Consider the following 22,112-nt stretch of genomic DNA (forward strand, 5'->3'; position numbering starts at 1 on the left):
CTTTGCTTTTCCCGAAAGGACTCCCCCATGCCCAGCACTGCCCTGAGCATCACTGTGATCGGCGCCGGCGTCATCGGCCTGTCCGCGGCCCACGAGCTGGCCGCCGCCGGACACCAGGTCACCGTCGCCTACGACCAGGAACTGCACGAGTGCGTCTCCTCGGTCGCCGCGGCCATCTGGTTCCCCTACCACTCGGAGAACTCCCCGGCCGCCGACCAGTTGCTGGCGGATTCGCTGGCCCGCTTCGAGCAGCTCTCGGAAAACCCCGAGACCGGCATCGACTTGCGCCGCGGCCTGAACGTGGACCACCTGCCGGGCGCGGACCGCAGCTGGACCCGCATCGTCGCCGGCACCGAGGAAGCATCCCCAGCGGATCTGCCGGACGGTGCCCACGCGGGCATCTGGGCGACGGTGCCGATCATCACCATGAGCACCTACCTCGGCTGGCTGCGCAGCCAGGTCGAAGCGCTGGGCGTGAAGTTCGAAAAGCGCACCGTCGGCAATCTGGTGGAGCTCAAGGACGAAGCGGATCTGGTGGTGCTGGCTGCGGGCCTGCGCGGCGGCGAGCTGCTGGGCGACGATGAGACCGTCTACCCGATCCGCGGGCAGGTGGTGCGCCTGGCCAACACGAAGAACCTGACGCAGTGGCTGTGCGACGACGACTACCCGCAAGGCGTCAGCTACATCATCCCCCGCCGCGAGGACATCATCGTCGGCGGCACCGACACCGCGAACGACTGGAACCGCGAGGTCGAGCCGCAGACCTCCGTCGACATCCTGGAGCGCGCTGCCAAGCTGGTGCCGGAGCTGGAAGGCCTGGAAGTGCTGGAGCACAAGGTCGGTCTGCGCCCGGCGCGAGAGACCATCCGGCTGGATCACGTCGCAGGCCACCCGCTGCCGGTGATCGCGGCCTACGGGCACGGCGGCGCCGGAGTCACGCTGTCCTGGGGCACCGCGCAGCGCGTCGTGGAGCTGGCCGAGGCGCTTCGCGCAGGCACGATCTAGCAGCTACCGCTGCTGCAGATAGGCAGGCGGCGCGGCGGCCATGTTCTTGGCCGCGGCATTCGCCCTGCTCGCAGAGAGCAAGGCCAGGCAGGTGACTGCAAGATAGCCGATGGCAGTCACGGCGAAGGCCCACCCGGCCAGCTGCAGCAGGCACAATGCTGCACCGGTGAGCAGCACCGCCCAGCCGCAGCGGGCAGCTGCCTTCAGCACCGGCGCGCCGGCTGCATGGCCGCGCAGCCACGCCGCATCGCTGGGGAGCGTATGCCTCGTCTTGATTCCGATCGCGGTGTTCCGCGGCAGTCGGCCCTCGCGCATCGAGGGCGCTAGAACGGCTGCAACCACGGTGACGACCAGGAGCCCCGCCATGAACGGGATGACACTGATGAGTTCCACGTGTTCCTGTCTTGAAGTCCTAGAAGAGCCCGGGGATCTTGCGTGCAAAGAGCGACGAGGACATGACCAACGCCAGGCCGCAGAAAATAAGCAGCGGGGCGATGATGCTTACCAGCAGCGGGCCCAAGGATTCGGTCCGGGTGGCGTTTGCAACAGCGAGCCTGCCGCCGGCCGTCAGGGAGTCCCGCTCCGTGAACAGCATCACCAAAGCCACCCCGAGCGCCATGGCGACGATTCCGAAGCCGGCCATCCAGACGGCGTTGGCGCGTCTGTCGGGTTCGTTCTCCAGCTGCTGCTCTGAACTCATGCTGGTCCTCAGGCAATTAAAAAATCGGTGGGCATCTTCCACAAGTATGCGGAAGATGCCCACCGATTGCACGCGATGCGATGCCGAAGACTATGCCTCGATATTGAATCTCATCACCAGAGCCAAGCCAATAATGACTGCGCCCCAGATCAGGCCAAGGATGATGGTGATGCGGTTCAGGTTTCGCTCTGCGACCCCCGAAGAACCCATCGAACTGGTCATGCCGCCGCCAAACATGTCGGACATACCGCCACCCTTACCCTTGTGAAGGAGAATCAGGAGGGTCAGCAAGACACTGGTAATGCCCAGCAGGACCTGCAAAATGATCTTGATAATATCCAAGACGACGGTTCCTTAGTTAGATTCAGTCGGTAACGAGATGATGCTCGAACCGTACAATATTAGCAAATTCTTCGGCGTCGAGGCTGGCTCCGCCAACCAACACGCCGTCGACGTCGCGTTCACGCATGATCGCAGCCGCATTCGAGGCCTTGACGCTGCCGCCGTAGAGCAGTCGGGTCTTTTGCGCGATGTCCTCGCCGAAGCGCTCGGCCAGTGCCCCGCGGATCGCCGCGCACAGTTCCTGCGCGTCAGCCGGTCCCGCGACCTCGCCGGTGCCGATGGCCCAGACCGGCTCGTAGGCGATGACCAGGTTTTCGGCCTGCTCGGCGCTCACGCCCGCCAGGGATTCGTTCAGCTGCTCAAGGGTGAAGGCTACATGCTCTCCTGCCTTGCGGACTTCCAGGCCTTCGCCCACGCAGAGAACCGGGGTCACTTCGTGGCGGTAGGCCGCCGCGAGCTTCGAGGCGATGACCTCGTTGGTTTCGTTGTGGTACTCGCGTCGTTCCGAGTGGCCGACCAGCACGTAGGTGCAGCCCAGCTTCTTCAGGAACTGCCCGGAAATCTCGCCGGTGTAGGCGCCCGAATCGTGGGCGGACAGATCCTGCGCACCGTAGACAAGATCCAGCTTGTCGCCCAGGGTCAGGGTCTGCACACCGCGGATGTCGGTGAAGGGCGGGAAGACCGCAACCTCTGCACGATCGTAGTCGTGCTCGTGGTCCTTCAGCGTCCACGCCAGCTTCTGGACAAGGGTGATGCCCTGGACATGGTCCATGTTCATCTTCCAGTTGCCGGCGATCAGCGGCTGGCGCACAAAGGCGCCGTTCTGCGAAATGGTCATTAATTAGCCTTCCAGTGCGGCAACACCCGGGAGGGTCTTGCCTTCAAGGTACTCCAGCGAGGCGCCGCCGCCGGTGGAGATATGTCCGAAGTCGTCCTCGGAGAAGCCCAGCGCGCGCACGGCCGCGGCAGAGTCGCCGCCGCCTACCACGCTGAACGCCTCCGAACCGGCCAGTGCCTGCGCGACGGTACGGGTGCCCTCGGCGAACGCAGGGATCTCAAAGACACCCATCGGGCCGTTCCAGAACACGGTGTTGGCGCCGGTGATGTAGCTGGCGAACTTCTCCGCGGACTTCGGGCCGATGTCCAGGCCCAGGCCGTTGGAGCCGAAGCTGGCTTCCTCGATCTTGTCGGCGTCCAGCACCTCGTGGGCTGCGTCGGCGCCGAACTTGTCGGCCACCACGACGTCAACCGGGAGGATGATGTCGCAGACGAGCTTCTCGGCGCGCTGCAGGTACTCCTGGCACACGGCGATCTGGTCTTCTTCAAGCAGCGAGCCGCCGACGTTATGGCCCTGGGCCTTGAGGAAGGTGAACGCCATGCCGCCGCCGATGAGCAGCTGGTCGGCTTTGCCGATCAGGTTGTCGATGACCGCCAGCTTGTCCGAGACCTTCGAACCGCCCAACACGACCACGTAGGGGCGCTTGGGTGCTTCGGTCAGGGTCTTGAGGACCTGGACCTCGGTCGCGACCAGGTCGCCCTGGTAGCTCGGCAGCAGTGCGGCGATGTCGTACACCGAAGCGTGCTTGCGGTGCACTGCACCGAAGGCGTCGTTGACGTAGGCGCCGTCGGGGCCGGTCAGCGCGGCCAGTTCCTTGGCCAGCTCGACACGCTCCGCGTCGATCTTGGAGGTCTCGCGGGCGTCGAAGCGGACGTTTTCCAGCACCAGGACCGAGCCGTCGGCCAGTCCGGCAGCCGCCTCGCGGGCCGAGGGGCCCACGACGTCGGATGCCACGGTGACGTCGAAGTCAGCCAGCTCGTTCAGGCGCTTGGCCGCCGGAGCGATGGAGTACTTCGGGTCGAACTGGCCCTTCGGACGGCCCAGGTGGGCCATCACGATGACCTTGGCGCCGGCATCGGCCAGCTTGGAAATGACCGGCAGCGAAGCGCGGACACGGCCGTCATCGGTCACGGTGGCTCCGTCGAGCGGTACGTTCAGGTCGCTGCGGACCAGTACGTAGCGTCCGCGGACACCGTTGTCAGCGAGCAATTCGTCGAGAGTATGTGAAGTCATGTCTCTAGGTTATCGACTAGAGGCTGGAACCCACGAATTCGACAAGGTCAACAAGGCGTGAGGTGTATCCCCACTCGTTGTCGTACCAAGCCACAACCTTCACGCTGTTGCCGATCACGGTGGTCAGCCCGGAATCGAAAATCGCCGAATGCGGGTTCGTCACAATGTCGGTGGAAACCAGCGGGTCGGTCGAGTATTCGAGGTACTTGGACAGCTTGCCCTCGCTGGCCGCCTTTTCGAAGGCCGCGTTGACCTCTTCCACGGTGGCGGTGCGGGCCAGGTTGACGGTCAGGTCGGTGGCCGAGCCGGTGGGAACCGGCACGCGCATGGCGTAGCCGTTGAGCTTGCCCTTCAGCTCCGGAAGCACCACGCCGATGGCCTTGGCGGCGCCGGTGGAGGTCGGGATCATGTTCAGCGCCGCGGCACGGGCGCGACGAGGGTCGCGGTGCGGGGCGTCCTGCAGCCGCTGGTCGGCGGTGTAGGCGTGGATGGTGGTCATCAAGCCGTCGACAATGCCGAATTCGTCGTTGAGCACCTTGGCCACCGGGGCCAGGCAGTTCGTGGTGCACGAAGCGTTCGAGATGATGGCGTGGCTGGCCGGATCGTACTTGTCCTGGTTGACACCCATCACGATGGTGATGTCCTCATGCTTGGCGGGGGCAGAGATGATGACCTTCTTGGCGCCGGCTTCGATGTGGTGGCGGGCGTCGTCGGCCTTGGTGAACAGGCCGGTGGACTCGATGACGATGTCTACGTTCAGGTCGCGCCATGGCAGGTTGCCTGGCTTGCGCTCGGACAGGACCTTGATGCGGCGTTCGCCGATGACGATCTCGTCGCCGTAGACGGAAACCGGCTCGCCCAGCGGGCCGAGGACGGAATCGAACTTCACCAGGTGAGCAAGCGAATCGATTGAACCAAGGTCGTTCACGGCGACGATATCGATGTCCGCCTTGTGGGCAAGGACCGCACGCAGGAAGTTGCGTCCGATACGACCGAAACCATTGATTCCAACACGGGTTGTCACGTGACTATCTCCTCTAAATGGGAAAATGATGCCACGACCGCAATCTTACGGAAGTGGCCTACTTTAAAGAGGACACTCCGTTGTGCCGTGCATGCGGATCCCGGCTGATGCCGGGATCCACCACACACTTAAACATCCTACGCCATCTCAGCGCTGAATGTGAGCTAACTTACCGAATAAGTCAGTTTACTTGCCTGGAACGATCAGCCCGGCGGCGCCGTTGCGGGCAGCCTCGAAGCGAGCCTGGACGTCGGCCCAGTTCACGATGTTCCAGAAGGCCTTGACGTAGTCGGCCTTGACGTTGACGTAGTCCAGGTAGAAGGCGTGCTCCCACATGTCCAGCATCAGCAGCGGGATGGTTGCCACTGGGACGTTGCCCTGCTGATCGTAGAGCTGCTCGATGACCAGCTGGCCGCCGATTGCATCGTATGCCAGGACTGCCCAGCCGGAGCCCTGCAGGCTCATGGCCGACGCGGTGAAGTGACCGCGGAATGCATCGAAGGAACCGAAGAAGTCGTCGATCGCGGCAGCCAGCTCGCCCTCAGGCTTGTCGCCGCCTTCTGGGGACAGGTTGTTCCAGAAGATCGAGTGGTTGGTGTGGCCGCCGAGGTGGAAGGCCAGATCCTTGGACAGCTTTGGGATGTTGCCGAACTCGCCCTTTTCGCGAGCCTCAGCCAGCTGCTCCAGTGCCGAGTTGGCGCCGGCAACGTAGGTTGCGTGGTGCTTCGAGTGGTGCAGCTCCATGATGCGAGCCGAGATGTTCGGCTCAAGGGCAGCGTAGTCGTACTGCAGTTCTGGCAGCGAATAGACAGCCATGATTCTCCTCAATCTGTTCAATTGGATGAATCTCCGCGGAAAGGATTACCGCGGGGACACTTTACTGTTCCAGTTCATCTACTGGAACGCTGGACTCGGTGCCGGGTATTCCCAGATCACTGGCTTTTTTATCGGCCATCGCCAAAAGGCGGCGGATCCGGCCGGCAATCGCGTCCTTGGTCATGGGTGGTTCAGCCATGCGGCCGAGCTCATCCAGCGACGCCTGTTTGTGCTCCAGGCGCAGCAGTCCGGCGTAACGCAGGTGCTCTGGCACCTCGTCACCCAGAATCTCGATGGCGCGCTCAACTCGCGCACCGGCGGCCACCGCGGCCTGCGCGCTGCGGCGCAGGTTGGCGTCGTCGAAGTTCGCCAGGCGGTTGGCCGTGGCGCGCACTTCCTTGCGCATGCGGCGCTCTTCCCAGACCATGAGCGCATCGTGCGCGCCCATGCGGGTCAGCAGCTGGGCGATGGCGTCGCCGTCGCGGATCACCACGCGGTCCACGCCGCGCACCTCGCGGGCCTTGACGGTCAGCCCCAGGCGGCGCGCCGCGCCCACTAGGGCCAGCGCTGCTTCGGGGCCCGGGCAGGTGATTTCCAGGGCGGAACTGCGTCCGGGTTCGGTGAGCGAACCGTGGGACAGGAACGCACCGCGCCACACGGCCTCGGCGTCTGCCGTCGAGCCGTTGACGATCACCGAGGGCAGGCCACGCACCGGGCGGCCGCGCTGGTCGAGCAAGCCGGTCTGGCGGGCCAGGACTTCGCCGTCCTTGGAAACGCGCACGATGTAGCGGCTGCCCTTGCGGATCCCCGATCCGGACACCATGACGATCTCGGCATCGTGGCCGTACAGCTCGCCAATGGCAATCTTCAAGCGGCGGGCGGTCGCAGCCAGGTCCACTTCAGCTTCGATGACAATTCGCCCGGAGACGATATGCAATCCTCCGCTGAAGCGCAGCATGGTAGAGACTTCGGCCTTGCGGACCGAAGGCTTGCGAATTTCCACCCGCGACAGCTCGTCTTTGACGGAAGCCGTCAATGCCATGAATCAAACTCCCTTACATGGATCCTTCCTAGGATCCGATTGCGGTAAACACCTCGTGATAGGCCGCCGCTAGACGCAACGGGTCGTGCACTGCACGACCGTCAGATACTCCTACTCTACTAAAAAAGGTCCGGGCACCGAGTTTTTGCGCTGCCAGCTCAAATCGCTCCTTGTTGTTCACCAGCGATTCGTCGGCCAGAATGGCGTCGAATTTCACCTCCGGGGCGTAGCGGCTGAGCACCTCCAGGTGCGCCGCGGCATCCAGTCCGGAAGTTTCGGCGGTTTCCAGGTCCAGGTTCATGGTCAGCAGCCGCTTGGCAGTGGTGCTGGCAATGGCCTGGCGCATGTCGGGAAGCAGCAGGTGCGGCAGCACCGAGGTGTACCAGGAGCCGGGGCCCAGGACCACCCAGTCGGCCAGTTCGATGGCTTCCAAGGCTTCGGCGCAGGCCGGCGCATCGGGCGGATCAAGGCTCACGTTGGTGACCAGTCCCCCGTGCCCCGCCTTGGCGATCTTCGCCTGGCCTTCGATGCGTCGGCGCACCAGCGTATCGGTGGCCGAGTCGGCCTCCAGCACCTCGCCGTGGATGGACAGCGGCACCGTGCTCATCGGCAGCACCTGGCCGCGAGCCCCGAGCAGGGCGCCAGCCCAGCGCAGGCCCGCCACCGGGCTGTCCAGCAGCTCCCAGAGCGCCAGGATCAGCAGATTGCCCACGGCGTGGCCGTTGAGCGGCTCGTCAGCGTTCTCCAGCGACTCGAAGCGGTGCTGCATGACATCGCGCCAGGTGCGGCCCCAGTCGTTGTCGTCGCACAAGGCGGCCAGCGCCATGCGCAAGTCGCCCGGGGGCAGCACGTCGAAGGAATTGCGCAGGCGTCCGGAGCTGCCTCCGTCGTCGGCGACGGTCACCACGGCAGTGAGGTCGGTGGACAGCCGGCGCAGCGCGGACAACGACGCGGACAGGCCGTGTCCGCCGCCCAGGGCGACGACCGACGGGTTGCGGTAGTCGTCGCTGCGGTTCAGGCCCTGGATCGGGATGGGGCCGGTAGCGAAAGCCATAATCCCTACTCGCGTCCCAGGTCTCGGTGGCTGACGTTGACGCGGACGTTGGGCAGCTGGGCAAGCCGGCGGCCTAGCTCGATGCTGGTGGCCACCGAACGGTGCTTGCCGCCGGTGCAGCCCACGGCGATCGTCGCGTAGTGCTTGTTCTCACGGCGGTAGCCTTCGAAGACGGGCTCCAGCGCCTTGAGGTAGTTCTCGATGAATTCGCTGGTTCCGGTCTGCGAGAGCACGTAGTCCGAGACTTCCTTGTCGCGGCCGGTCTGCGGGCGCAGCTCCGGCACCCAGTGCGGGTTCGGGATGAAGCGCACGTCGGCCACGTAGTTGGCGTCGGTGGGCAGGCCGTACTTGAAGCCGAAGCTCATCACGTTGATACGCAAGATGATCGGTCCGGACTCGCTGAACAGCTCGTTGACCGAGCGGGCCAGGTCGTGCACCGACATGGAGGAGGAATCCAGGATGATCTCCGCGGCGTCGCGCAGCTCGCGGGTGATTTCGCGTTCGCGCTGGATGCCGTCGACGATGCGCCCGTCGCCCTGCAGCGGGTGCGGGCGGCGTCCCTGCTCGAAGCGGCGCACCAGCACCTCGTCGCTGGCGTCGAGGTAGACCAGGCGGTACTTGACGCCGCTGGCCGTCAGATTGGCCAGCGCGTCGCGGATCTCCGGGAACATGTCCTTGGAGCGCACGTCCATCACCACGGCCATGCGCGGGATGGATCCCTGCGAGCGGCTCATCAGCTCGGTCAGGGGTCCGAGCATGGCCGGCGGCAGGTTCTCCACCACATACCAGTCCTGGTCCTCCAGGGCGTGGGCAACAGTCGTGCGACCGGCACCTGACATGCCGGTAACGATCACCAGCTCGGACTCCGGGGGCTTTACGGCTTCATACTCAGCGCTCATACTTCAAGGCTAGTCCAGAATTTCTCCGGTAGTCATGTTTACCGCGCCCGGTGACGCGCCTTGAAGCGAATCCTTAATGGTTTGCGCCAGCTTCGGGCCCACACCCGGCACTTCGAGCAGCTCCTCCACGCTGGCGGCGCGGATCTTCTTCATGGAGCCGAAATGCTTGCGCAGCGCTTCCTGCTTGGCCTTGCCCAGCCCCGGCACGGCATCCAGCTCGGATGCGAGCATCGACTTGCCGCGCTTGGCCCGGTGGAAGGTGATCGCGAAGCGGTGCGCCTCGTCGCGCAGCCGCTGCACCAGGTACAGGGCGGCGGAGGCACGCGGCAGGATCAGCGGGAACGGGTCATCCGGCAGCCACAGCTCTTCCAGGCGCTTGGCCAGGCCGACGACGGGGATGTCGTCGATGCCCAGGTCGTCCAGGGCCTTCTGGGCGGCGGCGACCTGGGGCGGGCCGCCGTCGACGATCACCAGCGAGGGCGGGTAGGCGAACTTCTTCACCTCGGCGGTGCCGGGCTCCACCTCGCCGCCGGCGAGCACCAGCGGGTCCACCTTTTCCTTCAGGTAGCGGCTGAAACGGCGGTGGATCACGTCGTACATGCTGGCGGTATCGTCGCGCGCGGCTTCCCCGGTGATGGAGAACTTGCGGTATTCGCTCTTCTTGGGCAGTCCGTCCTCGAACACGACCATCGAGGCGACCACGTTGGTGCCCTGGGTGTGCGAGGCGTCGTAGCATTCGATGCGCAGCAGCGCCTGCTCGGCGCCCAGCGCGTCCTGCAGCTCCTGCATGGCCAGCGAACGCGTGGTGATGTCGCCGGCGCGCTTGGACTTGTGCAGGCGCAGCGCCTGCTCGGCGTTTTCCACCACGGTGCCGGCCAGCGCGGCCTTGTCCCCGCGCTGGGCCACGCGCAGCGAGACCCGCGAGCCGCGCAGCTCGGAGAGCCACTGCGTGACGTCGTCCACGTCCTCGGGCAGCGTCGGCACCAGGATCTCGCGCGGGATGCGGTCGGCGTGGTCCGCGTAGACCTGGGTGAGCAGCTGCTCGACGAATTCCCCGTCGGTGGTGTCGGTGACCTTCTCCACGACCCAGCCGCGCTGGGAGCGGATGCGCCCGTCGCGCACGTGGAACACCTGCACCGCGGCTTCCAGCTCGTCCCCGTGGATGCCGAAGATGTCCGCGTCGGTGTTGTCCGCCAGCACCACCGCATTGCGCTCGAAGACTTTGTTCAGCGCCGCGATGTCGTCGCGGTAGCGGGCCGCCTGCTCGTATTCGAGCTGGGCTACGGCTTCCTGCATCTTGGCGGTCAGCGCCTTGGTGAAGCGGGTGGCCTCCCCGCCCATGAAGGTGCACAGGTCATCGGCCAGCGCCCGGTGGTCTTCCTCGCTGATGCGCCCTACGCAGGGCGCGGCGCACTTGTCGATGTATCCCAGCAGGCACGGGCGGCCCGAGGCCTGCGCGCGCTTGAACACCCCGGGGGCGCAGCTGCGCACCGGGAAGACGCGCAGCAGCGTGTCAAGGGTTTCGCGGATGGCCTTGGCCGGGTAGAACGGGCCGAAGTACTTCACGCCCTTGCGCTTGTCCCCGCGCATCACCAAGGCGCGCGGGAACTTCTCGTCCATGGTCACGGCCAGGTAGGGGTAGGACTTGTCGTCGCGGAAGACGATGTTGAAGCGCGGGTTGTACTCCTTGATCCAGGTGTACTCCAGCTGCAGCGCCTCCAGCTCCGAGCCCACCACGGTCCACTCGACGCTCGCGGCGGTGAACACCATGGTGCGGGTCTTGGGCGTGAGCCGCTCGGGCTTGGCGAAGTAGGACAGCAGCCGGCTGCGCAGGATCTTGGCCTTGCCCACGTAGATGACCCGGCCGTGCTCGTCGCGGAAGCGGTACACGCCCGGCCTGGTGGGGATGTCCGAGGTTTTCGGACGGTAGCTGGCGGGATCGGCCATGGCTTACTTGGCGTCCGGGGGCAGCTGGTTGTAGGAGTCCACGCGGTCCTGGCCGGAAAGCTCGGCAATCGCGTCGACGATCCTATCGGTGGCCAGGCGGCGCTGCGGCAGCGGGTGCTTGCGTCCGAGCTTGTCGAAGTACAGCGGCTCGCCGTAGTGGATGTGGAACTTGGCCGGGCGGAAGCCCTTGCTGCCCGCGGGCTGCAGCTTCTCGGTGCCGATCAGCCCGACCGGGACCACCGGCACGCCGGTGGTCAGCGCCAGCCAACCCACCCCGGTGCGGCCGCGGTACAGCCTGCCGTCGCGCGAACGGGTGCCCTCCGGGTAGATGCCGATGCCGGAACCGCCCTCGATGATCTCCACCAGCGAATCCAGGGCCGCCACGGAGGCGGCCTGCTCGCCGCGCTGGACCGGGATGGATCCCACCGACTCGAAGAAGGACTTCATCAGCTTGCCCTTCACTCCGGGCGTGGTGAAGTATTCGGCCTTCGCGAAGAATGCGACATCGCGTGGCGTCAGCGCCTGGATGATCAGCGAGTCGAAGAAGGACAAGTGGTTGGAGGCGACGATGAAGCCGCCCTCCTTGGGCACGTTCTCCAGGCCGGTGACCTCGGCGCGGCAGATGCCGTGGATGATGCCGCGGATCGAGGATCGCGTCATGGTGTAGATGCTCATCTACCGTGCACCTTCCTGCATCAGTTCTTCAAAGTTCAATTCGGCCGCGCCGTCCCTGCCCAGCAGCAGCTGCGCCAGTTCGACCGCGGAGGAGACCCGGTAGTCGGCGGCGTCCAGCTCGTCGCCCTGGGCGAAGCCCCAGCGCACGCCGATGGACTTCACGCCGTTCGCGCGCGCGGCGTCCAGGTCGTAGTGCCGGTCCCCCACCACCACGCTACGCGACGGATCCAGATCCGCGTGCTTCAACGCGGCGGCCACGATGTGCGCCTTGCTCGATCCGTGGGATCCGCCTTCGCCGGTGTTCCCGTGCACCGCATCCAGGCTGCCGGCCAGGGACTGCGCCTCGATCAGCTCACGGGCGATCGGGAGCGGCTTGGCGGTGGTGACAGCGGTGTGGATGCCGGCGGCGCGAAGCCCGTCCAGCAGCGTACGCATGCCCGGATAGACCACCGACTGCCGCATGCCGACCTCCGAGTATCGGGCCCGGTAGGCGGCGATCACCGAGTCGATATTCGCGTCGGTGACACCGTCCAGGGTGCGCAGCCCGATCTGCAGCGGCGGGCCGACCAACGCTTCGATTTTTTCCTCGCCGGGATCCGGGAGCCCATGGGCCACCAAGGCATGGCGGATTCCTGAGGTTATGGACCCTGCAGGGTCCACGAGGGTCCCGTCCAGATCAAAGAGCACGCTGGTTACCGACATATTCACTAGGACATCATCCCATGAAGCGGACGCGGGTAAATAATCCATAACTGAAATCGAATATACCCGCGCCCGTTCCCCCGGGTTCGCCGCTCGCGGCGCCCCCGGGCTAGAGGATTTCGGCCAGGAACCGTCCGGTGTGCGATTCGGCGACCTTCGCGACCTTCTCCGGGGTGCCGGTGGCCATGATGGTGCCCCCTCCCGAACCGCCTTCCGGTCCCAGGTCGATGACCCAGTCGGCGGACTTGATGACATCCAGGTTGTGCTCGATGGTCAGCACGGTGTTGCCCTTGTCCACCAGCCCCTGCAGCACCAGCAGCAGCTTGCGGATGTCCTCGAAGTGCAGGCCGGTGGTCGGCTCGTCCAGCACGTAGATGGAGCGGCCGTTGGAGCGCTTCTGCAGCTCCGCGGCAAGCTTCACGCGCTGCGCTTCGCCGCCGGAGAGCGTGGTCGCCGGCTGGCCCAGGCGGACATAGCCCAGGCCCACGTCCACCAGGGTTTTCAGATGGCGGGCGATCGGGGTGAAGGCGCTGAAGAACTCGGCGCCCTCCGCGATCGGCATGTCCAGCACGTCGGCGATGTTCTTGCCCTTGTAGAGCACCTGCAGGGTTTCGCGGTTGTAGCGCGCCCCGTGGCAGACCTCGCAGGGCACGTAGACGTCCGGCAGGAAGTTCATCTCGATCTTCAGCGTGCCGTCGCCCGAGCAGGCCTCGCAGCGTCCGCCCTTGACGTTGAAGGAGAAGCGGCCCGGCTGGTAGCCGCGAAGCTTCGCCTCGTTGGTCTCCGCGAACAGCTTGCGGATGTTGTCGAACACGCCGGTGTAGGTGGCAGGGTTGGAGCGCGGGGTGCGGCCGATCGGCGACTGGTCCACGTGGACCACCTTGTCCAGGTGCTCCAAGCCCTGCACACGGGTGTGCCGGCCGGGGACCTGCTTCGCGCCGTTGAGCTTGTTCGCCAGCACCTTGTAGAGGATGTCGTTGACCAAGGTCGACTTGCCCGAGCCGGACACGCCGGTCACCGCGGTCAGCACGCCCAGCGGGAACTCGACGCTGACGTTCTGCAGGTTGTTCTCGCTGGCGCCGACGACCTTGAGCTTGCGGTCCTTGTCCACCTTGCGGCGCTTGGACGGGATCTCGATCTGCTTGCGGCCCGAAAGGTAGTCGCCGGTCAGCGAACGGGTGTTCTCCTTCAGCCCCTCCACGGAGCCGGAGTGCACCACTTCGCCGCCGTGCTCGCCCGCGCCAGGGCCGATGTCAACGATCCAGTCCGCCTCGGCGATGGTGTCCTCGTCGTGCTCCACCACGATCAGGGTGTTGCCCAGCGAACGCAGGTGCAGCAGGGTCTCGATCAGCCGTCGGTTGTCGCGCTGGTGCAGGCCGATGGACGGCTCGTCGAGCACGTAGAGCACACCCACCAGGCCGGAGCCGATCTGGGTGGCCAGGCGGATGCGCTGGGCTTCGCCGCCGGACAGCGTGCCGGCCGCGCGTTCAAGGGTCAGGTATTCCAGGCCCACGTCCAGCAGGAACTTCATGCGGGCGCCGATTTCCTTGAGCACCTGCACCGCGATCTGCGCCTCGCGGTTGCTCAGTTCCAGGGTGGTCAGGAACTCGGCGGCGCTGCGCAGGTCCATGGCGGAGACCTCGGCGATGGACTTGCCGCCCACCAGCACCGACAGCGAGGCCGGGTTCAGCCGGGCGCCGCCGCAGGTCGGGCACGGGATCTGGCGCATGTACTGCTCGTAGCGGTCGCGCGCGTGGTCCGATTCGGTTTCCTGGTGCTTGCGGTGCACGTAGGAGATGACGCCCTCGAAGCCGGTCGAGTACTTGCGTTCGCGGCCGAAGCGGTTCTTGTACTGCACCACGACCTTGTGGTCCTTGCCGTTCAGGATGGCCTGGCGGGCTGCGGCGGGAAGGTCTTTCCAGCGGGTGTCCATGCTGAAGCCCAGGTCCTTGCCCAAGCCCTCGATCAGCCGGTTCCAGTACTCGGTGGTGGCCTTGCCCAGCGACCACGGGGCGATTGCGCCCTCACTGAGGGTCACCTCGTCGTCGGGGACGATCAGGTGCTCGTCCACCTCCAGCTTGGTGCCGATGCCGGAGCAGGCGGCGCAGGCGCCGAAGGGGTTGTTGAAGGAGAAGGTGCGCGGCTCGATCTCGTCGATGGCCAGCGGGTGCTCGTTCGGGCAGGCCAGGTTCTCGGAGAAGGAGCGGAGGCGCTTCGGGTCGTCGTCCTCCAGGTCCACGAAGTCGGCCAGCACGCGGCCGTCGGCGATGCCCAGCGCGGTCTCGATGGAGTCGGTCAGCCGCTGGCGGACCTCCTCCTTCATGGCCAGGCGGTCGACGACCACCTCGATGGTGTGCTTGACCTGCTTGGCCAGCTTCGGCGGATCGGTCAGCTGGATGGTCTGCCCGTCCACGCGGGCGCGGGAGAAGCCCTTGGCTGACAGCTCCGCGAACAGGTCGACGAATTCGCCCTTGCGGGCGCGGACCACGGGAGCCAGGATCTGGAAGCGGGTTCGCTCGGGCAGCTCCATGAGCTGGTCCACGATCTGCTGCGGGGTCTGCTTGGAAATCGGCTCGCCGCATTCCGGGCAGTGCGGCCGGCCCACGCGCGCCCAGAGCAGACGCATGTAGTCGTAGACCTCGGTGATGGTGCCGACAGTGGAACGCGGGTTGCGGCTAGTGGACTTCTGGTCGATGGACACCGCCGGGGACAGGCCCTCGATGAAGTCCACGTCCGGCTTGTCGACCTGGCCCAGGAACATTCGCGCGTAGGCAGAGAGCGACTCGACATAACGTCGCTGGCCCTCGGCGAAGATGGTGTCGAACGCGAGGGAGGACTTGCCGGACCCGGACAGGCCGGTGAAGACAATCATCGCGTCGCGCGGCAGATCGATGTCCACGTTCTTCAGGTTGTGCTCGCGCGCGCCCTTCACGACCAGGCGCGTCAGATCAGTTTTCTTGCTCTCTGCAGTAATAGCCACGAAGCAATACTAATCGAAAATTGCTTCGAATGAGTGTGAACTCTGACGCAACTCACATGCAAATCGCCAAAGGCCGCACCGTCGACCGGCGAGCGCCGTGCGATCCCCCGCACCGGGCGGGCTCAGTGCCCGCCGGCCTGCTGGGCGATCCGCGCGGTTCCGGGCAGGCGACGGACAAGTCGCGGGAGAAAATTGAACACAACGAGGACCACCAGCATGCCCAGGCCAAGACCGAACAGCACGTCGTGCGGGTAGTGCGCGCCGACTCCCACCCGCGCCACGGCGATGAGCAGGGCCGTGGCGGCCAGGTACCAGCGCAGCCGCACGATGGCCAAGGCGCAGGCGGTCGCGAAGGCGGCGGCGAGCACCGAGTGGTTCGAAGGCCAGGACCAGTCCCCGTGCGGCGGGCAGGTTTCCGCAATGGCCACGTGAATGCTCTGGCAGGGCCGCGCCTCGGTCAGGATCAGCTTGAGCGTGCTGCTTGCGGCGTAGGCGAGGATCACTCCCAGGCCTCCCAGCACCAGCCTCGCGAACGCCGCCCGGTCCCTGAACCATGACCATACGGCCAGCCCGGCGGTGAACAAGACCAGCAGCAGCAACGCCGCGTCGGCGAAGAACACCGCCAGCAGGGTGAGTGCCGGGGAGGAACCGGCCGCCGCGGTGACCGCTGTGTACAGCTGTTCGCGGACTATAAATGCCGGCAGTGACAGCGCCATGAGGCCCAGGGCGATGAGCACTGGGATGGCAGGCCGCGTTGACGTGACCCGAGCGGATTCTGTAGTCATGAGACGTGATTGTAGGCCTGGTTTCTGGGAGGGTATTCCAGCAAGTTTCAGGCCTGTTCCCAGAGAAGCTTCCCGCAGGGTTTGCCGCCTGGGGCACTATTCATCGGGCATGCGGTACGCGACCATGCCCGCGCGGTCCGGGAGCACCGCGATCCGCTGCTGGTCCTTGCCTGTGCGCTGGAACTCCGCATACAGCGGAAGGTCCTTCGTGGCCTTCTGCGTGTCACGGGTGCATGGTTGCACGGTCTGCGGCACCCTCAGGTAGGCCGTCTGTTCGTATCCGTCGATGTGCCTGACTTCCACCGAATCGCGGTCGCTGGTGCACAAGACGGTGTCACCAAGGACGTGGGAGAGTTCGAGCTTTTCCCCGGTCGAGCTGTCCACGGCGGCGAATCCCGAGGCCATGGGGACGATCACGTATTTCTGGTCGCCGAGGATTCTGTTGTTGGCCTTGGCCAGTTCCACAGCTTTCTCGTATCCGGGCATGTCATACGCCCAGCGTTCCTTGCCGGTGGCCGCGTCGATGCCTGCAACGTCCCATTCGAGGCCCGTGAGCGCCCCGCGCTTGCCGGTGGACGGCTGCACCGTAGCCAACGCCTGGTGGAATCTGCAGGTGACGAAGGTGCTGCGCGTCTGGGCTTGGCGGGTCTCAACGATTCCGGAGCAGTCCTGGTCCGCGCCGGGCACCGCCCACCGGCGTTTTCCGGTGTCTGGGTCGATCCCGACCATCATGGCGTCCTTGTTCCAGTCCTGCACGTAGGCATCGCCTTCGGGGTGGTACTGGTAGTCAATCCGGGAACCATGGCCGACGAAGATCTGCTGCGGTTCCTCGAACGTAGTCCACTCCCACCCGTTGTCCGTGGAGTAGTACGAGTCGAAGACCTGTTCGTAGGGCACGCTCCACAGGATCTTGCCGTCCCGCGCGTAGCTGAGCAGTTCCTCCCCGGGCCCGCGCTGCGACGACGACGAGAGACCTTCGCCGACGAATCGGTCGTCCGGATTCTTTTTCGGGGTGGGAAGGTCCTCTCCGGCGAGCTGCTTCCAGCGGCCCTTCTCCATGTCGTAGCGCATGTTCACCGGTTCTCCGGATTTCCTGTCACCCTCAACGCACCAGGTCTCTTCGCATTCAACGGGACGGTTGGTCATGAAGTCAACCTCAATACTCGCCGAGGTGTTCTTCCCGGTAGCGAGGTCAATGACCACCAGCCGTTCGGATTTCCCCTTCACCGATTCAACAAATGCCGCCATCCGGCTTCCGTTGTGCTCGAACACCGGCAGCCTCATCCTCATGCCCCCGGGGTTGTGCCCCACCGATGCCTCGCGCTTCCAGCGCAGCGAACCGTCGGCGAGCTCGCGGGCCACCAGCGTCAGCTTGCGCTGGCGTTCAACATAGGCGATGGCCAAACCAAGCTGCTCTTCGACCTGGATTTCCGAGACGACGTTCTCCTTGCTGCTCCAGGCAAGCGAGACCGGTTGCGCACTGCGGTCAACCGCAGGGGGCTCGGGCTGCGCAGGCGGTGCCGTACAACCTGCCAGCAGGCCGACCATCAGGCAGGCCGCGACAGCGGTTGGCAGTTTCAACCGGTTTTCAGCAGTGTGGTTCATGGTGTGCTCCCGAATCTTCCGTTGGGTCGATTGGCACAGCCTATGAGCTACTGAAAAATTCGTGGAAGGTTTTCCACAGCCGGAAAACATTGGTGAGAGGTACCCAGTAATACGTGGGTAATGGACTGCCCCGCATCATGTGTTCCAGGAGTGCCGCAGCAACTCCCGCGGATAGCGCTTTGCGCAGCCCGCCCACGTCGAGAACCAGGAGACTGCGATGGAACGACTGAACCGATCGGTATTGCTGGAAGACAAAACCATCAGGGTGACGGTTCCCGCCACGGCGATGTACGACTTGGACCAGATGCAGAAAATTCAGCGCGAGGTGCTGGGACGGCTCGGCTGCCCCGCCTGTTGCTCGGGCTTCGACATCCGTTTCGATCTGGCCCGGAGGTTCATGGTCGATGAGGATCTTGTTGTCCGCCCGATGGACGAGCTGGCTTGATTCCGCTCACCGCTCTGCCCGAGCTCGGCGTCGGAGTGATCTACTGGCCTGCCCTCGACGGGGTGCTCTCCCGGACGGACAACGGCGTGGACGTGCTCGAACTGGAACCGCAGGCCTTCTGGTTCCAGCCCGGGCCCGACACACACGGGTACATGCTGGATGAAGCGGTGTTCAGCCACCTCGCCGAGGCTCCGCAGACCTGCCTGGCCCACGGTGTCGGCTTCCCCGTCGGAGGAACCTGCCCACCGGACCCTGAACAGGTTGATGCATTCGTGCGCAGCATTATCCGATTGGGCGCCCCGTGGGCCAGCGAGCACCTGAGTTTCAATCGGCTGCGGCAAGCCGGCGGCGAGATCGACATGGGTTTCCTGCTTCCCCCGATCCAGTCCCCCGAGTCGGTGGCTTGCGCGGTGGACAACATCCGCTTCCTGAAACGCCACCTGCCGGTGCCGCTCGCCGTCGAAACCGGGGTCAACTATCTCAAGCCCTTGCCCGGCGAAATGCCGGACGGAGAGTTCTTCCGCTCCGTCGCCGAACAGGCCGATTGCGGGATCCTCCTGGACCTGCACAATCTCTGGGCCAACGAACGCAATGGCCGCCAGCCCATCTGCGAGGTGGTCAACCAGCTGCCGCTGGAGCGGGTCATCGAAATGCACCTGGCAGGCGGACAGGAATACGGCGGGTACTGGGTCGACGCGCATAGCGGGCTCGCCGACCCGGAACTGATGGACATTGCCCGGCAGGTGGTGCCCCGGCTGCCGAATCTGAAGGCCATCACCTTCGAGATCATGCCCCAGTTCCTGCTGGCCTACGGCATCACCGATGATGCGCTGATCGACCAGTTCGCGCAATTGCGGAAACTGTGGCAGTTGCGCGGCACGGCGGTTTCCGAGGCACCGGTTCCGGGTCCGCGCCGAGCGGGAGCCCGTCCGGGCCCGGTGCTGCCTGCGCCTGGCCAATGGGAGGAAGCGCTGGCTTCGGTCCTGCTGCCGCACCAACACACCGCTCCGGGTTTCGCCGAATCACTGGCCGGGGATGACGGCGCCGGGGTCATCCGCAAGTTGATTTCCGCCGCCAGGGCCGGAAAGGTCGCCGACGCACTGCCCCTGACCACGCGCCTGCTGCTGCTCACGCTCGGCGCCGCCCGCGTGGATCAGGTGCTGGATGACTTCTGGGCATGCACCCCGTCGGAGCAGATGGCTTCGAATGAGGCGCGCAAATTCATCGAATGGGCGCTGTCCGGTTCGCTCGGGTCCGAGGTACCGCATCTTGCCCAGGTCTCGGCATTCGAGCTGGCCGCCAACCAGGCGATCATGACCGGCCGCGAGCAACTGGTCGACTTCACCATGGACCCCGTCGAGCTGCTCGGCGCGCTGCGTGCGGGACGGATGCCGTCGAAGCTTCCCGCAGGCAGATATTCGTTGACGGTGACTCCACCCGCAGCGCCATCCGCCTGAAGGGACCGGGCCGAGAATTCCGCGGCACTTCGCGGGTGCGGATTATTTGGGCAGCGAGCTGAAGGCGGCGCGCAGGTACTTCACCGCGGTCTCCTCGTCCACGTTCCACATCTGCGAGATCCGCGCCAGGTCGGCGGCGGCGTCGCTGACTTCCTGGTCCCCGCGGTCCTCCGCGGCCTGGACTACCGTCCCGTGCCTGCCGCGGGTGGCGACCGCACCCTGCAGCTCCAGCTCCTTGTAGACCTTGGCGACAGTGTTCACTGCAAGGCCCAGCGATCCGGCGAGCGCGCGCACCGAGGGAAGCTTGGTTCCCGGGGCGAGCCTGCCATCGGAGATGGCCGTCAGAATCTGCTCGCGCACCTGCTGATATGGAGCTACCGTTGATTTCTGGTCGAGGCTGACAAAATCCAGGTCGGTCATGCAACGCTCCGTTTCATAGATTGGATGTCGTATTCCGAGCCTATCGTGTACGCACCTGGTTTCCCCGTAGTCTGGGGACATGAATGAACTTCTTCTGGACGATGTAAGCATCCGCTGGATCTCCGTATCCGAGATGAGCAACAACGTGTACCTGATCACCGAGAGGGCCAGCGGCAAGCAGCTGCTGGTTGATGCGGCCGATGATTTCCCCGCCATTGAAGAGTTGATCTCCGCCGCGTCCGAGGACGGACCGGACACCGAGATCGTTGCCATCGCGACAACCCACCAGCATTGGGACCATGTGCGCGCGCTGGCCGCGGCGGTCGAGAAGTACCCGGTCACCACCTATGCGGGGGCCGACGACAGGCAGGGCATCGCCGACGAGTCGGGTGTGAAGATCAGCCATCCGCTCTCCCATGGAGAGAAGATCCAGCTGGGCGACGTGGTCATCGAGGCGATCCACCTGCGCGGCCACACCCCGGGATCCATCGCCTACGCGCTGGTGGATTCCTCGGGCCAGCCGGTGATCCTCAGCGGCGACAGCCTGTTCCCGGGCGGGGTGGGCAACACCTGGAAGGATCCGCAGCGCTTCAGCTCGCTGATCGCCGACGTCACCGAACGCATCTTCGACCGCTTCCCCGACGAGACCAAGGTCCTCCCCGGCCATGGCGGTACCACGGATCTGGGCACCGAGCGTCCGCACCTGGATGAATGGCGCGAACGCGGCTGGTAGGAACCCTCAGGCGGCTGCCGCAGGTTATCCGGCTGGCGGCAGCTCCTGGAAGTACAGCAGCATGCGCCACTCGCTGCCCGGCTCGCGATTGGCGAAGCCGTGGCGCTCATAAAAGCGCCGCGTTCCGGTGTCGTCCTCGTCCACGTTGATATGCAGCTCCAGGCTGCCGCGCCGCTTCAGTTCCTGGAGCAGGCAGCTGACCAGGGCTGACCCGATGCCCCGGCCGCGCAGGGCGGGTTGCACGTAGAGTTCGTCGAGCACCGCCAGCGGCCCGTCGAAATAGATGGTGGGCCGCAGGGTGAGCAGCGCGTGCCCCACGAGGCCGTGCCCATTTTGGGCGGCGACGGCGAAACACTGCGCGCTGGCCAGCATGGACTCCAGACGCCGCGCGAGCACCTCAACCGGCGGACACGGCGAATCGAACTCTCGATTGAAGTCGGCTTGCAGCCGGGCCAGATTCAGGCAGTGCTCCGGTGCCGCAAGAAAGGCATCGTACGCGTCCATGCACACAGTATGCTCCGCTTGGCCCGGTCGCGCCAGAGCCGGTGGCCTGCCGGGTGGCAGGACGCGCGTCGTCAGCCGAGCTTGCGGCCGATCATGAAGATGCGGCGGAACGGGAAGTTCGTGACTTTCGTTCCGTCAGGTCCGGCGAACGAGGGATAGTGTGCCGAGATCTGCACCCGGTAGTCATCCTCGAAGCGCTGGTAGTCCTCGGCGCTCAGCGCGGCCTTGATCGGCAGCAGCGCGGTGCCCCGCACCCAGTCGAGGATCGGGTCCTCGCCGATCATCACCTGCTGGTAGGTGGTCTCCCAGACGTTCGCCTGGAACCCAGCCTGCAGCAAGATGCGCTGGTACTCGTCAGGTTCCCCCACCACGTCGTCGTGGCGCAGCACCCCGACCAGCTTGTCCGCCCAGGCGGCGCTGTCGGCGACCTGGCGCATCACCGCATGGGACGGGGAGCCGAAGTTCCCCGGCACCTGGATGGCCACATAGGCTCCGGGTTTCAGCTCATCGAGCCACACCCTGAGCAGCTCGCGGTGCCCCGGCAGCCACTGCAGCATGGCGTTGGAGAACAACAGGTCAGTGTCCGGGTCCGGATGCCAGTGCATGGCGTCGGCCAGCGCGAATCCCAGATTCGGCTCGTGCTCGCTGCCAGAGGCGCGCTGGATCATTTCCCGCGAGGAGTCCAGACCCGTGACCTGCGCCTGTGGCCAGCGCTGGGCCAGCAGCCGGGTCATGTTTCCCGGCCCGCAGCCCAGGTCGACAACCTTCGCTGGGTCCAGCTCGCCCAGCTGGCCGAGCAGGTCCTTGTAGGGGCGGCCGCGGTAGTCGGCGAATTCGGTGTACTTTGTCGGGTCCCACTTCATATTCCAGAGCATATTCGCGCGGCGCGTCATCGCCTAGCCCGTG

23 protein-coding genes are annotated in these 22,112 nt (G+C 65.4%); 4 read left to right on the forward strand and 19 right to left on the reverse strand.

Annotated features, from left to right (window positions below; all coding sequences use genetic code 11):
* Nucleotides 1-27: 27 nt before the first annotated feature.
* Nucleotides 28-1,005, forward strand: coding sequence for an FAD-dependent oxidoreductase (locus C1H84_RS01740; RefSeq protein ID WP_113606387.1), 978 nt, complete (start codon nucleotides 28-30; stop codon nucleotides 1,003-1,005).
* Nucleotides 1,006-1,008: 3 nt separating this feature from the next.
* Here C1H84_RS01740 and C1H84_RS01745 read toward each other — a convergent pair whose 3' ends face one another.
* The 16 genes from C1H84_RS01745 to C1H84_RS01820 all read right to left on the reverse strand — a co-directional run bounded on the left by C1H84_RS01745 (nucleotide 1,009) and on the right by C1H84_RS01820 (nucleotide 17,647).
* On the reverse strand, nucleotides 1,009-1,398 hold the full coding sequence (locus C1H84_RS01745; RefSeq protein ID WP_113606388.1) for an SdpI family protein: 390 nt from the start codon (nucleotides 1,396-1,398) through the stop codon (nucleotides 1,009-1,011).
* Between the two features lie 19 nt (nucleotides 1,399-1,417).
* Nucleotides 1,418-1,705 carry a hypothetical protein gene (locus tag C1H84_RS01750; protein ID WP_113606389.1) on the reverse strand — a complete coding sequence of 96 codons (288 nt, stop codon included), beginning with the start codon at nucleotides 1,703-1,705 and terminating at the stop codon, nucleotides 1,418-1,420.
* A 90-nt stretch (nucleotides 1,706-1,795) separates the two neighbouring features.
* Nucleotides 1,796-2,047, reverse strand: a complete 252-nt coding sequence (gene secG / locus C1H84_RS01755; RefSeq protein WP_047119343.1) for a preprotein translocase subunit SecG — start codon at nucleotides 2,045-2,047, stop codon at nucleotides 1,796-1,798.
* A gap of 22 nt (nucleotides 2,048-2,069) precedes the next feature.
* On the reverse strand, nucleotides 2,070-2,885 hold the full coding sequence (tpiA, locus tag C1H84_RS01760) for a triose-phosphate isomerase (protein ID WP_047119344.1): 816 nt from the start codon (nucleotides 2,883-2,885) through the stop codon (nucleotides 2,070-2,072).
* A gap of 3 nt (nucleotides 2,886-2,888) precedes the next feature.
* The gene (locus C1H84_RS01765; RefSeq protein WP_113606390.1) at nucleotides 2,889-4,118 is read right to left on the reverse strand and encodes a phosphoglycerate kinase; all 1,230 of its coding nucleotides are present in this window, start codon (nucleotides 4,116-4,118) and stop codon (nucleotides 2,889-2,891) included.
* 16 nt (nucleotides 4,119-4,134) lie between these two features.
* Entirely contained in the window at nucleotides 4,135-5,142 is a 1,008-nt protein-coding gene (gene gap, locus C1H84_RS01770) for a type I glyceraldehyde-3-phosphate dehydrogenase (protein ID WP_053798301.1), read from the reverse strand.
* A 186-nt stretch (nucleotides 5,143-5,328) separates the two neighbouring features.
* Nucleotides 5,329-5,958, reverse strand: coding sequence for a superoxide dismutase (locus C1H84_RS01775; RefSeq protein WP_047119347.1), 630 nt, complete (start codon nucleotides 5,956-5,958; stop codon nucleotides 5,329-5,331).
* Nucleotides 5,959-6,019: 61 nt separating this feature from the next.
* A complete protein-coding gene (gene whiA / locus C1H84_RS01780) occupies nucleotides 6,020-7,000 on the reverse strand; it encodes a DNA-binding protein WhiA (protein WP_047119348.1) in 981 nt (326 codons plus the stop codon).
* Nucleotides 7,001-7,028: 28 nt separating this feature from the next.
* On the reverse strand, nucleotides 7,029-8,054 hold the full coding sequence (locus C1H84_RS01785; RefSeq protein WP_047119349.1) for a gluconeogenesis factor YvcK family protein: 1,026 nt from the start codon (nucleotides 8,052-8,054) through the stop codon (nucleotides 7,029-7,031).
* Nucleotides 8,055-8,059: 5 nt separating this feature from the next.
* Nucleotides 8,060-8,953: an RNase adapter RapZ gene (gene rapZ, locus C1H84_RS01790; RefSeq protein WP_047119350.1), complete on the reverse strand. Its 894-nt coding sequence runs from the start codon at nucleotides 8,951-8,953 to the stop codon at nucleotides 8,060-8,062.
* A 9-nt stretch (nucleotides 8,954-8,962) separates the two neighbouring features.
* Nucleotides 8,963-10,900 (reverse strand): excinuclease ABC subunit UvrC, encoded by a 1,938-nt coding sequence (gene uvrC / locus C1H84_RS01795; RefSeq protein ID WP_047119351.1) that lies wholly within the window; start codon nucleotides 10,898-10,900, stop codon nucleotides 8,963-8,965.
* Nucleotides 10,901-10,903: 3 nt separating this feature from the next.
* Nucleotides 10,904-11,575: a lysophospholipid acyltransferase family protein gene (locus C1H84_RS01800; protein WP_113606391.1), complete on the reverse strand. Its 672-nt coding sequence runs from the start codon at nucleotides 11,573-11,575 to the stop codon at nucleotides 10,904-10,906.
* Nucleotides 11,576-12,277 carry an HAD hydrolase-like protein gene (locus C1H84_RS01805; RefSeq protein WP_244910798.1) on the reverse strand — a complete coding sequence of 234 codons (702 nt, stop codon included), beginning with the start codon at nucleotides 12,275-12,277 and terminating at the stop codon, nucleotides 11,576-11,578.
* Between the two features lie 109 nt (nucleotides 12,278-12,386).
* On the reverse strand, nucleotides 12,387-15,257 hold the full coding sequence (gene uvrA, locus C1H84_RS01810) for an excinuclease ABC subunit UvrA (protein ID WP_113606392.1): 2,871 nt from the start codon (nucleotides 15,255-15,257) through the stop codon (nucleotides 12,387-12,389).
* A 122-nt stretch (nucleotides 15,258-15,379) separates the two neighbouring features.
* Nucleotides 15,380-16,042, reverse strand: coding sequence for a phosphatase PAP2 family protein (locus C1H84_RS01815; RefSeq protein ID WP_082123918.1), 663 nt, complete (start codon nucleotides 16,040-16,042; stop codon nucleotides 15,380-15,382).
* Between the two features lie 96 nt (nucleotides 16,043-16,138).
* Nucleotides 16,139-17,647, reverse strand: a complete 1,509-nt coding sequence (locus C1H84_RS01820; protein WP_181728009.1) for an outer membrane protein assembly factor BamB family protein — start codon at nucleotides 17,645-17,647, stop codon at nucleotides 16,139-16,141.
* Between the two features lie 217 nt (nucleotides 17,648-17,864).
* On the opposite strand from C1H84_RS01820, the gene C1H84_RS01825 reads away from it, so the two are divergent.
* Together C1H84_RS01825 and C1H84_RS01830 are read left to right on the forward strand one after the other, a co-directional pair.
* Nucleotides 17,865-18,092 (forward strand): hypothetical protein, encoded by a 228-nt coding sequence (locus tag C1H84_RS01825; RefSeq protein ID WP_146955821.1) that lies wholly within the window; start codon nucleotides 17,865-17,867, stop codon nucleotides 18,090-18,092.
* Entirely contained in the window at nucleotides 18,089-19,549 is a 1,461-nt protein-coding gene (locus C1H84_RS01830) for an MbnB/TglH/ChrH family RiPP precursor modification enzyme (RefSeq protein WP_113606395.1), read from the forward strand. The genes C1H84_RS01825 and C1H84_RS01830 overlap by 4 nt, the downstream gene beginning before the upstream one ends.
* 42 nt (nucleotides 19,550-19,591) lie before the next feature.
* Here C1H84_RS01830 and C1H84_RS01835 read toward each other — a convergent pair whose 3' ends face one another.
* Entirely contained in the window at nucleotides 19,592-19,969 is a 378-nt protein-coding gene (locus C1H84_RS01835) for a GntR family transcriptional regulator (RefSeq protein ID WP_047119357.1), read from the reverse strand.
* A 79-nt stretch (nucleotides 19,970-20,048) separates the two neighbouring features.
* Between C1H84_RS01835 and C1H84_RS01840 the strand changes: the two genes are divergently transcribed.
* Nucleotides 20,049-20,702 (forward strand): MBL fold metallo-hydrolase, encoded by a 654-nt coding sequence (locus C1H84_RS01840; RefSeq protein WP_047119358.1) that lies wholly within the window; start codon nucleotides 20,049-20,051, stop codon nucleotides 20,700-20,702.
* Nucleotides 20,703-20,726: 24 nt separating this feature from the next.
* Here C1H84_RS01840 and C1H84_RS01845 read toward each other — a convergent pair whose 3' ends face one another.
* A complete protein-coding gene (locus C1H84_RS01845; protein ID WP_047119359.1) occupies nucleotides 20,727-21,206 on the reverse strand; it encodes a GNAT family N-acetyltransferase in 480 nt (159 codons plus the stop codon).
* Between the two features lie 71 nt (nucleotides 21,207-21,277).
* Nucleotides 21,278-22,069, reverse strand: coding sequence for a trans-aconitate 2-methyltransferase (locus C1H84_RS01850; protein WP_047119360.1), 792 nt, complete (start codon nucleotides 22,067-22,069; stop codon nucleotides 21,278-21,280).
* Nucleotides 22,070-22,112 lie beyond the last annotated feature (43 nt).

The organism is Glutamicibacter soli, from assembly GCF_003309065.1.
GTDB classification, from domain to species: domain Bacteria; phylum Actinomycetota; class Actinomycetes; order Actinomycetales; family Micrococcaceae; genus Glutamicibacter; species Glutamicibacter soli.

What these genes read in the sequence shown, in the direction of transcription:
- C1H84_RS01815 (WP_082123918.1), bottom strand. Translation starts at nt 16,042, where the DNA reads ATGACTACAGAATCCGCTCGGGTCACGTCAACGCGGCCTGCCATCCCA.
- tpiA (WP_047119344.1), bottom strand. Translation starts at nt 2,885, where the DNA reads ATGACCATTTCGCAGAACGGCGCCTTTGTGCGCCAGCCGCTGATCGCC.
- C1H84_RS01840 (WP_047119358.1), top strand. Translation starts at nt 20,049, where the DNA reads ATGAATGAACTTCTTCTGGACGATGTAAGCATCCGCTGGATCTCCGTA.
- uvrC (WP_047119351.1), bottom strand. Translation starts at nt 10,900, where the DNA reads ATGGCCGATCCCGCCAGCTACCGTCCGAAAACCTCGGACATCCCCACC.
- C1H84_RS01775 (WP_047119347.1), bottom strand. Translation starts at nt 5,958, where the DNA reads ATGGCTGTCTATTCGCTGCCAGAACTGCAGTACGACTACGCTGCCCTT.
- C1H84_RS01800 (WP_113606391.1), bottom strand. Translation starts at nt 11,575, where the DNA reads ATGAGCATCTACACCATGACGCGATCCTCGATCCGCGGCATCATCCAC.
- C1H84_RS01835 (WP_047119357.1), bottom strand. Translation starts at nt 19,969, where the DNA reads ATGACCGACCTGGATTTTGTCAGCCTCGACCAGAAATCAACGGTAGCT.
- rapZ (WP_047119350.1), bottom strand. Translation starts at nt 8,953, where the DNA reads ATGAGCGCTGAGTATGAAGCCGTAAAGCCCCCGGAGTCCGAGCTGGTG.
- C1H84_RS01820 (WP_181728009.1), bottom strand. Translation starts at nt 17,647, where the DNA reads ATGAACCACACTGCTGAAAACCGGTTGAAACTGCCAACCGCTGTCGCG.
- C1H84_RS01785 (WP_047119349.1), bottom strand. Translation starts at nt 8,054, where the DNA reads ATGGCTTTCGCTACCGGCCCCATCCCGATCCAGGGCCTGAACCGCAGC.
- C1H84_RS01750 (WP_113606389.1), bottom strand. Translation starts at nt 1,705, where the DNA reads ATGAGTTCAGAGCAGCAGCTGGAGAACGAACCCGACAGACGCGCCAAC.
- whiA (WP_047119348.1), bottom strand. Translation starts at nt 7,000, where the DNA reads ATGGCATTGACGGCTTCCGTCAAAGACGAGCTGTCGCGGGTGGAAATT.
- C1H84_RS01805 (WP_244910798.1), bottom strand. Translation starts at nt 12,277, where the DNA reads ATGTCGGTAACCAGCGTGCTCTTTGATCTGGACGGGACCCTCGTGGAC.
- C1H84_RS01765 (WP_113606390.1), bottom strand. Translation starts at nt 4,118, where the DNA reads ATGACTTCACATACTCTCGACGAATTGCTCGCTGACAACGGTGTCCGC.
- C1H84_RS01740 (WP_113606387.1), top strand. Translation starts at nt 28, where the DNA reads ATGCCCAGCACTGCCCTGAGCATCACTGTGATCGGCGCCGGCGTCATC.
- C1H84_RS01845 (WP_047119359.1), bottom strand. Translation starts at nt 21,206, where the DNA reads ATGGACGCGTACGATGCCTTTCTTGCGGCACCGGAGCACTGCCTGAAT.
- C1H84_RS01850 (WP_047119360.1), bottom strand. Translation starts at nt 22,069, where the DNA reads ATGAAGTGGGACCCGACAAAGTACACCGAATTCGCCGACTACCGCGGC.
- C1H84_RS01825 (WP_146955821.1), top strand. Translation starts at nt 17,865, where the DNA reads ATGGAACGACTGAACCGATCGGTATTGCTGGAAGACAAAACCATCAGG.